The 11,784-nt window shown below is 62.8% G+C and carries 13 protein-coding genes; 5 read left to right on the forward strand and 8 right to left on the reverse strand.

From position 1 onward, the window contains the following. The first annotated feature begins 214 nt into the window (after nucleotides 1–214). Nucleotides 215–988, forward strand: coding sequence for a gamma-glutamyl-gamma-aminobutyrate hydrolase family protein (locus tag FJ418_RS15150; RefSeq protein WP_140866778.1), 774 nt, complete (start codon nucleotides 215–217; stop codon nucleotides 986–988). Nucleotides 989–1,006: 18 nt separating this feature from the next. Here FJ418_RS15150 and FJ418_RS15155 read toward each other — a convergent pair whose 3' ends face one another. The 5 genes from FJ418_RS15155 to FJ418_RS15175 form a co-directional block, all read right to left on the reverse strand. Continuing rightward, complete coding sequence (locus tag FJ418_RS15155; RefSeq protein WP_140866781.1) at nucleotides 1,007–1,393, reverse strand: hypothetical protein; 387 nt, start codon at nucleotides 1,391–1,393, stop codon at nucleotides 1,007–1,009. 173 nt (nucleotides 1,394–1,566) lie between these two features. Next, nucleotides 1,567–2,550 (reverse strand): 2-hydroxyacid dehydrogenase, encoded by a 984-nt coding sequence (locus FJ418_RS15160; protein ID WP_140866806.1) that lies wholly within the window; start codon nucleotides 2,548–2,550, stop codon nucleotides 1,567–1,569. Beyond that, nucleotides 2,547–3,569 carry a LacI family DNA-binding transcriptional regulator gene (locus FJ418_RS15165; RefSeq protein WP_140644706.1) on the reverse strand — a complete coding sequence of 341 codons (1,023 nt, stop codon included), beginning with the start codon at nucleotides 3,567–3,569 and terminating at the stop codon, nucleotides 2,547–2,549. The genes FJ418_RS15160 and FJ418_RS15165 overlap by 4 nt, the downstream gene beginning before the upstream one ends. A gap of 81 nt (nucleotides 3,570–3,650) precedes the next feature. After that, complete coding sequence (locus FJ418_RS15170; RefSeq protein WP_140866979.1) at nucleotides 3,651–4,535, reverse strand: DMT family transporter; 885 nt, start codon at nucleotides 4,533–4,535, stop codon at nucleotides 3,651–3,653. A gap of 177 nt (nucleotides 4,536–4,712) precedes the next feature. Beyond that, nucleotides 4,713–5,120, reverse strand: coding sequence for a DUF2000 family protein (locus FJ418_RS15175; protein WP_140866809.1), 408 nt, complete (start codon nucleotides 5,118–5,120; stop codon nucleotides 4,713–4,715). 43 nt (nucleotides 5,121–5,163) lie between these two features. Here FJ418_RS15175 and FJ418_RS15180 point away from each other — a divergent pair, with 43 nt between their 5' ends. Beyond that, nucleotides 5,164–6,021, forward strand: a complete 858-nt coding sequence (locus tag FJ418_RS15180; protein ID WP_140866812.1) for an AraC family transcriptional regulator — start codon at nucleotides 5,164–5,166, stop codon at nucleotides 6,019–6,021. 217 nt (nucleotides 6,022–6,238) lie between these two features. On the opposite strand, the gene FJ418_RS15185 is transcribed toward FJ418_RS15180, so the two are convergent. After that, entirely contained in the window at nucleotides 6,239–6,712 is a 474-nt protein-coding gene (locus tag FJ418_RS15185; RefSeq protein ID WP_040988911.1) for a MarR family transcriptional regulator, read from the reverse strand. Nucleotides 6,713–7,098: 386 nt separating this feature from the next. On the opposite strand from FJ418_RS15185, the gene FJ418_RS15190 reads away from it, so the two are divergent. Continuing rightward, a complete protein-coding gene (locus FJ418_RS15190) occupies nucleotides 7,099–8,157 on the forward strand; it encodes a GTP-binding protein (protein ID WP_140866815.1) in 1,059 nt (352 codons plus the stop codon). 228 nt (nucleotides 8,158–8,385) lie between these two features. Then, complete coding sequence (locus FJ418_RS15195; protein WP_140866818.1) at nucleotides 8,386–9,360, forward strand: WD40 repeat domain-containing protein; 975 nt, start codon at nucleotides 8,386–8,388, stop codon at nucleotides 9,358–9,360. A gap of 200 nt (nucleotides 9,361–9,560) precedes the next feature. Here the strand turns inward: FJ418_RS15195 and FJ418_RS15200 are convergent, their stop codons facing one another. Then, on the reverse strand, nucleotides 9,561–10,463 hold the full coding sequence (locus FJ418_RS15200; protein ID WP_181166946.1) for a hypothetical protein: 903 nt from the start codon (nucleotides 10,461–10,463) through the stop codon (nucleotides 9,561–9,563). After that, entirely contained in the window at nucleotides 10,421–10,660 is a 240-nt protein-coding gene (locus FJ418_RS15205; RefSeq protein ID WP_140866824.1) for a DUF6471 domain-containing protein, read from the reverse strand. The genes FJ418_RS15200 and FJ418_RS15205 overlap by 43 nt, the downstream gene beginning before the upstream one ends. Nucleotides 10,661–10,769: 109 nt before the next feature. Between FJ418_RS15205 and FJ418_RS15210 the strand changes: the two genes are divergently transcribed. Continuing rightward, nucleotides 10,770–11,732 carry an IS1595 family transposase gene (locus FJ418_RS15210; protein ID WP_140866827.1) on the forward strand — a complete coding sequence of 321 codons (963 nt, stop codon included), beginning with the start codon at nucleotides 10,770–10,772 and terminating at the stop codon, nucleotides 11,730–11,732. Nucleotides 11,733–11,784: the final 52 nt, after the last annotated feature.

An 11,784-nucleotide genomic window follows, 5' to 3' on the forward strand; every position in this document is an offset into this window, starting at 1 on the left:
CCTGATCGGTTGGGGGAGAAACATACACAGGCAAGAAGTCGAGTCCAGCGCCGCGGGCCGAGGTTGCCGCCATTCCGCAACCGCCTGCAACTATAGTCTAACGTTCTCTTCGCTGGCCTATGCGAGGCGGCCAAACTTGCCATGGAAAAGCCGCGACGGATCGCTTATTTTATAGGCAGAACAATTCCTTGGCCTGATGGAAACCAAACCCAAAATGCAGCAGCCGCTCGTCGCCGTCTCGACCGACGTCCGCCAGTTCGACAATTACACCTGGCACGCAGCCCCCCAGCAATATCTGGAAGCCGCAGTCGCGGGCGCCGGCGTGTTCCCCTTGCTGGTGCCGTCCTTCGGCGATCGGCTCGACCTCGATGAATTGCTGTCGTCGGTCGACGGCGTCATGGTGACGGGCTCGAAGTCCAATGTGCATCCTTCGCTCTATGGCGGGGACCCGAGCGAGGCCAACGGTCCTTACGATCCGGCGCGCGATGCCACCACGCTGCCGCTGATCCGCAAGGCACTCGAGCGCGGCGTGCCGCTTTTAGCCATCTGCCGCGGCATCCAGGAGCTCAACGTGGCGCTCGGCGGCACGCTGGGCACCGAGATCCAGGAGCGCGAGGGCTCGCTCGACCACCGCGCGCCGGTGAGCGACAATCAGGACGAGCGCTTCGGCATCCACCAGACGATTTCGATCAAGCCCGGAAGCTGCCTTGCCGGCGTGTTCGGCGCTGGTGAAATCAAGGTGAATTCCCTGCATCGCCAAGCGATCGACCTGCTGGGCCCCAGGCTCCAGGTCGAGGCTTTGGCTAGCGACGGCACGATCGAAGCAGTCTCCGTCAGGGATGCCCGCGCCTTCGCGGTCGGCGTGCAATGGCATCCCGAATACTGGGTGAAGTCGGACAGCAATTCCGACAAGATCTTCCGCGCATTCGGCGATGCGGTACGCCTGCATGCGGCCGCGAAAACAGGTGCCCGCGCCGCGGCAGAGTAAGCTCGGACAGTTCCGCGGTTATTCGCCCGTGTTCAGCGCCAGAAGTGGCGCGGCCGGCGCGTAGGATTCATAACCGTCGCCATCGGCAACGCCGAAGGCGACGATCGGATCGACGCCGTTCTCGCTGAAGGCGACCGAGCCGTCGGTCTGTTCGCGCCAGAATTTCGCGTGCTCAATGCCAGGCATCAGCTTGCGGCAGTTCGGGGCGACGGAAAGCAACGACAGACCGTCCGAGACTTCGGCGCCGCGGTGGATGGCGCAGGCCGCCTCATCGCCATTGGCGGTCAGCCGGTAAGTGTTTGTCGGGGCGACTTCCGTGGCCACGCTTTGGCCGTTGCCGCCATGCAGGAACTGAACGCCCCCGAACAACGCGACCGACGCCGCCAAGCCAACGAACAGCTTCACCCTGTCTCTCCGCACATAACCAGATATGCAGAATCATTCCAAAGGGTTAAGTGGGCGTTAATAGATGTGGCGACGTGTGCGGATTGGAGCAATTCCAGGTCGGGTTTCCGTCCGGAATTGCACCAAAACAAAGAGATAGGCCGTTCGCCGTTTCCATGAAACGGCGAAACGCTTCAGACGCGCGCCTTGACGTTGAGCGTCTCCGGCACGGGCGTCAGCGGGCGGCGCTCGGTGAACCAGGCGACGAGATTGTCGACGCACAGATCGGCCATGGCGCGGCGGGTGTGGTCCGACGCCGAGCCGACATGCGGCAGAAGCGAGGTGTTGGGAGCGTCGAGCAGAGCCTGCGGCACGTTCGGCTCATCGGCAAAGACGTCGAGCCCGGCGGCCGCGATGGTGCCGCTATCGAGGGCGGCGGCCAGCGCCGCCTCGTCCACCGTCGAGCCGCGGCCGATGTTGACGAAAACGCCGTTCGAACCCAGCGCCGACAGGATCGCGGCATTGATCGCTTTCTCCGTGGCGGCCCCGCCCGGGGCAATGCAGATCAGCGTGTCGACGGCTTCGGCGAGGCCTTTGAGCGTGGCATGATATTCGTAAGGCAGGCCTTCGACCTTGCGGCGGTTGTGGTAAGCGATCGGCAGGCCGAAGGCTTCAAGGCGACGGGCAACGGCACGGCCGATGCGGCCCATGCCGAAAATGCCAATGCTGCGGCCGCGCAAGGTAAGCCGGCTCAGGCGATAATTGCCCTTCTCCACCCAGTCGCCATCGCGCAGCCATTTCTCCGCGGCGTAGAGCTCGCGCACGGTGTTGATCAAAAGGCCGATGGCGGTGTCGGCAACCTCCTCGGTCAAGACGTCGGGCGTGTTGGTGACCATGACGCCTCGCTTCGCCGCATGATTGGCGTCGACCGAATCATAGCCGACGCCGAAGCTGGCGATGATCTCGAGATCGGGCAGCGCGTCGATCATCGCCGCGTCGATGCCTGCATAGGAGGCGATGCCGCGCACCGTGGCGCGCATCTCGTCCGTCACCAGCCCAGCGTCGGCGCATTCGATCCGCACAAGCTTGAACGTCTCGTCGATGCGGCCAACGGCATGGTCGTTGAAATCGCCCGGCACCAGGATGGCGACCGGCAATTTTCCTTCGGCCTTGGTCATGCACGCTCCACCGGCTTGCCGGTCGACTGCCGCACGTGCAGTTCCGGCTTGATCAGCTCCTGCGAGGGCCGCACCGCCTGCCCGTTCAATTTGTCGAGCAAGGCGCTCGCGGCGCGGCGGCCGACCTCGCGCTGACCGTTCCAGACCGTGGTCAGGGCCGGCGTCGCGATCGCCGCCTCCTCGAGATCGTCATAGCCGGTCACGGAGATATCGACGCCCGGCACGAGGCCGGCGCGCGCGATGCCGTTCATCAGCCCGATCGCGACCAGATCGTTCCAGCAGCAGGCGGCGGTGGGCCTGTCCTTCAGCGCCAGAAACTGCCCCGCGGCCTCGAAACCCGCCTGCTTGGTGCGTGGCCCGGGAATGCGCCAGGACGGCTTCACCTCCAGGCCGGCCGCCTCCATCGCGTTGAGATAGCCCTGGTAGCGGTCGCGGCCGGTCGAGGTCTGGTCGGTGCCGCCGACCATGGCGATGCGCTTGTGGCCGAGTGAGATCAGATGATTGGTGGCAAGAGCGGTGCCATAGGCATCGTCGCCGCGGAACACCGGCACGTCGGCGCCGGCGACGGTGCGCGCGATCAGCACCGCCGGCAGGCCGTTTTCCTCGGCCATGATGATATCCTCGGCCGGCGTGCCGATGGCCGGCGACATGATGACGCCATCGGCGCCGAGCTGCAGCAGCGTGTCGATGAAGGTGCGCTGCTTTTCCAACTGGTCGTAGTGGTTGGACAGGATGAAGGTCTGGCGGCTGCGGTCGAGCTCGCTTTCGATCGAGCGCAGGATCTCGGCGAAGAACGGATTCATGATGTCGTGCACGACGACGCCGACGATGCCGGAGCGCGAGGTGCGCAGCGAGGCGGCGCGGCGGTTGTAGATATAGCCGATGGCGCGAGCGTGCTCCTTGATGCGCTCGCGCGTGGCGCCGGCGACCAGCGGGCTGTCGCGCAGCGCCAGCGATACCGTTGCCGTGGAGACGCCGAGCGCATCCGCGATCGTCGAAAGCTTGATCTTCTGTGCCAGTGCCCTTCGCTCCCCAGGGTCCTTGGATTCAAAATCTTTAAATTTTTTAAAACGGCCTTATGCCACCGGATTCGGCGTAAATCAAAGTTTTTTCGCCAGCGCCTCGGCTTCGGTGTCGAGCGAGGCGGAGTTGCGGACGCGAAGCCGGTGCTCGCGGTGGATGATGTAGAGGCCGCTGGCAACGATGATGGCAGCACCCAGCAACGTCCAGCGATCGGGGAACTGGTGGAAGATCAGCCAGCCGGAAATGATCATCCACACCATCTGCGAATAGGGATAGGGCGCGAGCTGCGTCGTGGTCGCCAGACGATAGGCCCGGACCAGCAAATAGTGGCCGCCCGCCCCGAAGACGCCCAGCATCAGGACGATGAGCCATTGAAATCCGCCGTGCGGCAGCGCAGGCGAGAAGGCAAGCATCGGGGCCAGCAGCACCGACGGCGCCAGCGCCGAGAACAGGATCAGGCTTTCCGACGTTTCCGTCGCCGACATGCGCCGCGTCATGATGACGTAGAAACTGTTCGACAGCATCGAGCAGAGCGCGAATAGATGGCCGATGCCGAACACGCCCACGCCGGGCCGGGTGGTGATCAGAACACCGACAAGGCCGGTGAGGATCGCCAGCCAGCGCCGCCAGCCGGCCCATTCGCCGAGCAGCGGCCCGGCAAGCGCGGTGATGACCATCGGGCCGAAGAAATAGATCGACGTGGTCTCCGCCAGCTGCAGCGTCTTGAGTGCCAGGATGTTGAACATGGTCGAGCCGAAAAGCATGCATCCGCGCAAGATATGCGCCGTCAGGTTGTTGGCGCGAAAACGTGCCGGCTCGCGCCAGCCGCGCAGGAAAAGGCCGACCAGCAGCACATGCACGGTGAAACGGGTCCAGGCGACGATCAGCGCCGAGACGCCGGCCAGCACCAGATATTTGCTGGAGGTGTCGAGAAAGGTGAAGCAGACATAGACGCAAAGCATCAGAAGCATCGCCGCGGGCGGCGTTGCGCTGTCGTCTTGGGTTCGGGAAACAGACAAATTCAGGCCGAAAGGAAAACAAAGGCGGAAGCCCACCTTTGCGGCAATCAAAGCCTGCCGGCAAGGCAATTGTCCGACGTGGCCGGACCAAAAGCGGCCACTGCAACAACGCCCCGGCGTTCAGCCATGCATGCGGGCGCCCTTGGTTATCTTGTCGACTAGCTTTTTGTCGCCGCGCAAGGCGATGCCGACGATCTTGGCATCGTCCGGCGCGAATTCGGCGAAGACGGCGCGGTTGGCGACATCATGGCCGGTCGAAAACATCTCCTCGACATAGGCGGACGTCGTCACGCCGCGCTCCAATGCCCGGCGATGGATCGTGCCCAGCGTCGCCGCATCGGCGGAGAGGACGATGACCGGCTGGATCGACATCGGGTTGTAGAGGTTGCCGGCGCGGTCACGGTAAGCCTCGCCGATGATTTCGGGGAACTGCGCGACGATGCCGCTGGTCAGGAACGCGGTGACGTTGAGCTTCTGCCACACCGGCAGGTCCTCTCTCAGGACAATTGCAATTTTCGTATCGAACACCAAGATTGAGACTCCGAGACGGCCCGTGACGGCGGGAAAGGCGATGGCGCAGGCTCTAGGCGAAGAAGCGAAAGCAGGTCTTGAACGTTCGTGCGCGGATGCGGCCAACGGCGATCGCATCGTTTCGGCGCCGGGCGGCTCGGGCCTCGAGCGCATCGAGGCGCGCTTCCACGGCAACGCCTTCGAACTGCACCGGCACGACACCTATGCCATTGGCGTGACGTTGCACGGCGTGCAGCGCTTCCACTATCGCGGCGCGCTGCGACACAGCCTGCCGGGCCAGGCAATCGTGCTGCACCCGGACGAATTGCACGATGGCGGCGCCGGAACGGAAGACGGCCTGCGCTACAGGATCCTGTATCTGGAGCCGTCCCTGCTGCTCGACTGCCTCGGCGGCGAGCCGCTGCCTTTCGTCCGTGACGCCGTGGTCGACGATCCGGCGCTGCGCGACACGCTGTTGTCGGCGCTGGCGCCGCTGGACGAAGCGCTCGGCGACCTGTTCGTGGCGGATTTCGTTGCGCAGCTGGCGCAACAGCTGAAACGCCACGCCGGACAGCCGGCAAAGTCGACGGGCAAGACCGCATTCCGCGCCGCCGCGCTTGCCCGCGACTATCTGGAGGAAAATGCCGGGCGGCCGGTGCGCTCCGATGAGCTGGAGGCCGTCACCGGCCTCGACCGTTACGCGCTGTCGCGCCATTTTCGCGCCACCTATTCGACCAGCCCGCATCGCTTCCTGCTGATGCGGAGACTGCAAAGGGCGCGACGGATGATCGCCGAAGGAGAGGCGCTGGCGGAGATCGCCGCTGCCGCCGGTTTCAGCGATCAGAGCCATTTCAACCGGCATTTCAAGAAGGCGTTTGGATTGACCCCAGGACGCTGGGCGGCGCTGGTAAGCGCGTAAGCGCGATGCGCAGCATCGTCGCTCAACGGCGAGACGTCCGGTGATGGCCCTCAGGCGCGATGCGCAGCATCGTCGCCTTTCCGCTAAGCCGCCGATGCTTGGGTGGTGCGTGGAGCGACGATGCTGCGCGTCGCGCTTAGGTCGCTCGAGACGACGCTTGCGCGTCGCTCGTTAATGGGACCGTCTCGCGGTTGAGCGACGACGCTGCGCGTCGCGCTTACGCTTCGTCCAACTCCGCGTCGTCGTCCATGAGCACCAAGTCTTCGTTCGACAGGTTCGCCTCGATACGGGCGAGCAGTTTGAACAGCGCTTTCTGGTCCTTCTTGTCGAGGCCCTTCAGCGCCTGCTTCTCGGTCTTCTTGACCGACTTCTCGATGGCGCGGATGGTTTCGCGGCCGGACTCGGTGAGGAAGATATGGGCCTGCCGGGCATCGGCGTTGGAGGCGCGCTTTTCGAGGAAACCCTGGGCCTGCAGCCGGTTGATGGTCTTGGTGATGGTCGGCGGGCGCACGCCGAGCCGGCCGGCGAGATTGCCTGGGGTCTGGCCGTCCTCGCGGTCGAGCGCCAGCATGATCTGGTCCTGGCCGGCATAGAAGCCGTGCGCCAGAAGCCGCGCGGCGAGCGCCGTGCGCGCCAGCCTTGCCGCCGAATGCAGCCGGCTCATTGTCGCTGTCTTGTCCGCCTTGGCCATGGTCGTTCCCTCTTCGGCCGAACCGGCGCGGGCAAGCATAGAGGCTGTCCGACGGCTGGCAAATGACGATCTAAAGAGTCCGGCTTGCAGAACGCTTTGCCGGCAAGCATTGCGGTGCCCGCGCAGGTGATGCCAGATGTTTATTTCAGTTAGATGACAAACGACTTTTGCGCCGGAGAGATTCACAGCGGACGCTGGTGAAGGCCATTGGGCGCCCGCGCGGCTCCTGAGTTTGGCCCGCCTCGGCCGCCGCTGATCCGCGCTTGGCGCCATCCCGCCTGGAGGCCGGCCTGGTCCATCGGTTTGGCGCGTGCAAAAGCGCGGCACCCATCCTATATGAGGCCGACAATCCAAGATTTTCGAGGCCAAGATTTTCGAGGCAAACCATGAGCGATACACAGACGCAAATCCCCGTAACCGTTCTCACCGGCTATCTCGGCGCGGGCAAGACGACGCTGCTCAACCGCATCCTGTCGGAGAATCACGGCAAGCGCTACGCCGTCATCGTCAACGAGTTCGGCGAGATCGGCATCGACAACGACCTGATCGTCGAATCCGACGAGGAAATCTACGAGATGAACAATGGCTGCGTGTGCTGTACGGTGCGCGGCGACCTGATCCGCGTCGTCGAAGGCCTGATGAAACGGCCTGGCCGCTTCGACGCCATCGTCGTCGAGACCACCGGCCTCGCCGATCCGGTGCCGGTGGCGCAAACCTTCTTCATGGACGACGACGTGCGCACCAAGACCAAGCTCGACGCGGTTGTGGCGCTGGTCGACGCCAAGCACCTGCCGCTGCGCTTGAAGGACTCCAAGGAGGCCGAGGACCAGATCGCCTTCGCCGACGTGGTGGTGCTGAACAAGACCGACCTCGTCACGCCCGAAGAGCTGGAAAAGGTCGAAGCGACGATCCGCGCCATCAACCCGGCGGCCAGGATCCATCGCACCCAGCGCTCCGGCGTGGCGCTTAGCGAAGTGCTCGACCGCGGCGCCTTCGACCTGTCGCGCGCGCTGGAGAACGATCCGCACTTCCTCGACGCGGACGACCACGATCACGACCATGAATGCAGGCCGGACTGCGACCACGACCACCATCATCATGACGGCCACGATCATCACCATCACCACCATGCCTCCGACATCCACGACGTGACGGTGAAGTCGGTGTCGCTGCGCGGCGGCGAGATGGACCCGAAGAAATTCTTCCCCTGGATCGAGAAAGTGACCCAGATGGAAGGTCCTAACATCCTGCGGCTGAAGGGCATCATCGCGCTGAAGGGCGACGAGGACCGCTACGTGCTGCAAGGCGTGCACATGATCCTCGAGGGCGATCACCAGCGCGCATGGAAGGACGGCGAGAAACACGAAAGCCGGCTGGTCTTCATCGGCCGCGATCTCGACGCCGAGCGGTTGCGCAAGAGTTTTGAAGCCTGCCAAGCGGCTTGATTTCCTGACTTTCAGGCGCTAGCGCTGCCCCTTCGTCCTTCTCTCCTTGTGGGAGAAGGTGGCCTCGCGAAGCGAGGTCGGATGAGGGTGCTCCAGCTTGGCAGCGACGGCGATCCGTCACCCACCCCTCATCCGTCTTGGCGCTACGCGCCAATCCACCTTCTCCCACAAGGGGAGAAGGTGGAGCCACACCCAGCCGCGCTGGCTAATCTCGAACGGACCGCTTGCATGCCCACAGTCGCCCCGCTTGATCTCGAAGGCCATTGCGTTGCGGCCGTGTTCCTCAACGACATGCCGCATTTCGCTTTGGCCGACGGCGCGATCCATCGGTTGGACAATGGACAAAAGACGGTGCAGGCCAATGACGGCCTGCTTGCCACCTTCCACGACGCGGCCAACGACCGGCTGATCACCGGCGGCGAGGACGGCAAGGTGTTTGCCGTGAAGGCCGGTGGCGAGGTGGACGAACTGGCCAGCGCCGGCAAAAAGTGGATCACCAGCGTCGCCTCGGGGCCGCAGGGCGCTATCGCCTATGCCTCGGGCAAGACCGCCTTCGTGCGTTTCGCCGACGGCAAGATCAAGGAATTTAACCATCCGCGCTCGGTAGAGGGGCTCGCCTTCTCGCCCAAGGGCATGCGTTTCGGCGTCGCCCGCTACAATGGCGCGACGCTGCATTTCCCGGCCGCCGAGGGCAAGCCGGTGGAGCTCGAATGGGCCGGCGCCCATACCGGCATCACCTTTTCGCCGGACGGCGCCTTCCTCGTCACCACCATGCAGGAAAACGCGCTGCATGGCTGGAAGCTTGCCGACGGCAAGCACATGCGCATGAGCGGCTATCCGGGCAAGGTGAAAAGCCTGTCCTGGAGCGTGAAGGGCAAATGGCTGGCGAGCTCGGGCGCGCCGGCGGCGATCGTCTGGCCCTTCGCCAGCAAAGACGGGCCGATGGGCAAGGCGCCGCTGGAGCTCGGCACGCGCGGCAACACCATGGTGACGTGCGTTGCCTGCCATCCGAGCCAGGATGTCGTGGCGATCGGCTACGAAGACGGCATGGTGATCGCGGCGCGCTTCGCCGACGCCAAGGAAGTGCTGCTGCGCCGCCCCGGAAAGGGCGCCATCACCTGCATGATGTGGGACAAGGAAGAACGCCGCGTCGTGTTCGGCAGCGCCGCCGGCGATTGCGGCGTGATCGATATCACGGCTTAAGGGAGTAAGGCACTAGGGCAGTAAGGAAGTAGGGAAGGACCGCGGTTGAACGCCTCCCCCTACTGCCCTACTGCCCTACTGCCCTACTGCCCTACTGCCCTACTGCCCTACTGCCCTACTGCCCTACTGCGGCCTTATGTAGCAAAAGCACCAAACTCGCTAGGTGCGCGGTGATCGCGCGGGCGTTGGCCGCAATCCTTCTAGGTGGTGGCGTTTTGTCCGCTTCGCATGATGCGCAGGCTGCGCCGATGGGCGCCGTTTTGCGAGATCACATAGTTCAGAATGAGATCGTGAAGGCGGTCGCTGACGACAAGCGAATATTGCAAGCGGCAATGCAAGTGGCAACTCAAGCCGTTTTTCATGCCGAAGCTGTCAAAATGACTAATCGGAATTTCCCGATCAATCACCACAATTTCGCCTTCGGGAGCGACATCGGCTACCCGATGAAGTTTCATGTCTACGAAGACCGGAACGCTCTTCCATTGGCTAGAGTCCTCTGGCGGGTTTCCGAGGATAGTTTCACTCAATCGGATATCATGCCCGACATTCATGGCCGGTGTTTGGCCACCATTTTGAACTGTCACTTTCAGGGCCACGCCAACAATTTCGGTGGTGGTCGGGTTGGTGATAAATTCGGCTTGAACCGTCTTCACCAAAAGGTAAGCGCGAAGCTGCGCTTCATTGGCCTCGCGAGCAATGGAATTGGATTCTCTGGAAACTTTGAGAGTCCAGATGATAGCGCCAGCACCTATGAGCCCAAGCACAATCGATACTTCGGTCAGGAACACCATGGCTTCCGTGGCGTCCGACATACTCTTTTGCGCCCGGCGGTCCTGCTCTTCGTAATATTTGGAATCGTCTGGATTTTCGCGAGCTTCAAGCTTGCCGATCTGGTCGCGAGACGTTTGCCCGAAGGGCTCGACGTAGCCGTGATCCTGATCACCCTTATTCAGCTTGCCGTCGTGCTGTTCGGTGGGGCTGTATGGGTTTTGGGCACTTAGATACCCATTCATAAAGGCCAGAGAAGTCATGAAGACGAGCGCCAGCCCAAGCCCGCCGATCAGTCCAAGTGCAAGGTAGGAGAACCAATCGCCTTTAGGCATTGTAGCAAGAACGCCGCACTGAAGCCCCCCCGGCTGATCTTGTTGTTCAAGTTACGCTCCGTTTCGTGAATGTCCATAGCCGCCAGCTTTTCGGCCAGTTGGGCATAGGTGACACCCTTCCGCTTCAATTCGGCTTTCAGGAGGTTCTTGGCTTTCGTCTCGTATTCGACCGTCTGAGGGTCGTCCTTACGTGCCATCGGTTCTTCGCCTCTAAACAAATATCATCGTATTTGATGATATAGACCCTTGCATTTGGCGATACAAGTGCGCATATACGGTTGAGGAGCATCACCGGATATGATGACAATGGCACAGCACTTCCTCCTTTCCGCCGAAAGCCGCACCCTCTCCCTCAAGGAGATTTACAAGGGTGGCGAGGAAAAGGCTTACGACACGTTCAAGCGCCTTCGCTGGGCTTCGACGCAAGGCGAGCCTGTTTGCCCGAAATGCGGGCCCCTGGATCACTACGACATTCCGACCCGTCGTAAGTTCAAGTGCGCCGCCTGCGGTGCGCAGTTCTCCGTCACGTCCGGTTCAATCTTCGCCTCGCGCAAGCTGTCGTTCACCGACTTGCTGGCGGCGATCTGCCTGTTCGTCAACGGCTCCAAGGGCATGTCGTCGGTCCAGTTCTCCCGCGATCTGGACGTCCAGTACAAAACCGCCTTCGTGCTGTCGCACAAGCTGCGCGAAGCCCTGTCGGCTGAAACCAAGAATGAAATCCTTGAAGGCGATGTCGAGATTGACGGCGCGTACTTCGGCGGCACCGTCCGCCCTGAGAACCGCGTAGAGGACCGCAAGGACCGCCGCATGAAGGAACACCAGTCAGACCGCCGCCGCGTTGTCATCGCCCTGCGCGAGCGCGCCGGCCGCACCCTGACGTTCATCCGCCATCGTGAAGCCGAAGGCGTCGAGATCGCCCGCGCCCGCATGGTTGCCAGCGCCAAGCTGTTTGCCGACGAGGCGAGCCATTGGGACGCCTTGGAAGCCGATTACGCTTCAACCCGCATCAACCACTCTGTCAGCTACAGCGACAGCCACGGCAAGCATACCAACATGGTCGAGAGCTATTTCAGCCGCCTTCGCCGCATGGTCGTCGGCCAGCACCACCACGTCTCGCACAAGTACCTCTACCAGTACGCGAACCATGCGGCTTGGCTTGAGGATCACCGTCGCCGGTCGAATGGCGGCAATGCTTTCGCCATCCTTGGCGGCGCGCTCAATCACCCGGTTAGCCGTGTTTGGGCTGGGTATTGGCAGCGTTCGGAATAATTGACCGAAAGACTTCAACCAGACGGTAGGCCGCTTCTAGTGAAGCTACCTT

Origin of the sequence: Mesorhizobium sp. B2-8-3, assembly GCF_006440815.1 — a bacterium.
Lineage (GTDB): Bacteria > Pseudomonadota > Alphaproteobacteria > Rhizobiales > Rhizobiaceae > Mesorhizobium.

What these genes read in the sequence shown, in the direction of transcription:
- FJ418_RS15195 (WP_140866818.1), top strand. Translation starts at nt 8,386, where the DNA reads ATGCCCACAGTCGCCCCGCTTGATCTCGAAGGCCATTGCGTTGCGGCC.
- FJ418_RS15200 (WP_181166946.1), bottom strand. Translation starts at nt 10,463, where the DNA reads ATGCCTAAAGGCGATTGGTTCTCCTACCTTGCACTTGGACTGATCGGC.
- FJ418_RS15180 (WP_140866812.1), top strand. Translation starts at nt 5,164, where the DNA reads ATGGCGCAGGCTCTAGGCGAAGAAGCGAAAGCAGGTCTTGAACGTTCG.
- FJ418_RS15160 (WP_140866806.1), bottom strand. Translation starts at nt 2,550, where the DNA reads ATGACCAAGGCCGAAGGAAAATTGCCGGTCGCCATCCTGGTGCCGGGC.
- FJ418_RS15210 (WP_140866827.1), top strand. Translation starts at nt 10,770, where the DNA reads ATGGCACAGCACTTCCTCCTTTCCGCCGAAAGCCGCACCCTCTCCCTC.
- FJ418_RS15205 (WP_140866824.1), bottom strand. Translation starts at nt 10,660, where the DNA reads ATGGCACGTAAGGACGACCCTCAGACGGTCGAATACGAGACGAAAGCC.
- FJ418_RS15150 (WP_140866778.1), top strand. Translation starts at nt 215, where the DNA reads ATGCAGCAGCCGCTCGTCGCCGTCTCGACCGACGTCCGCCAGTTCGAC.
- FJ418_RS15185 (WP_040988911.1), bottom strand. Translation starts at nt 6,712, where the DNA reads ATGGCCAAGGCGGACAAGACAGCGACAATGAGCCGGCTGCATTCGGCG.
- FJ418_RS15190 (WP_140866815.1), top strand. Translation starts at nt 7,099, where the DNA reads ATGAGCGATACACAGACGCAAATCCCCGTAACCGTTCTCACCGGCTAT.
- FJ418_RS15170 (WP_140866979.1), bottom strand. Translation starts at nt 4,535, where the DNA reads ATGCTTTGCGTCTATGTCTGCTTCACCTTTCTCGACACCTCCAGCAAA.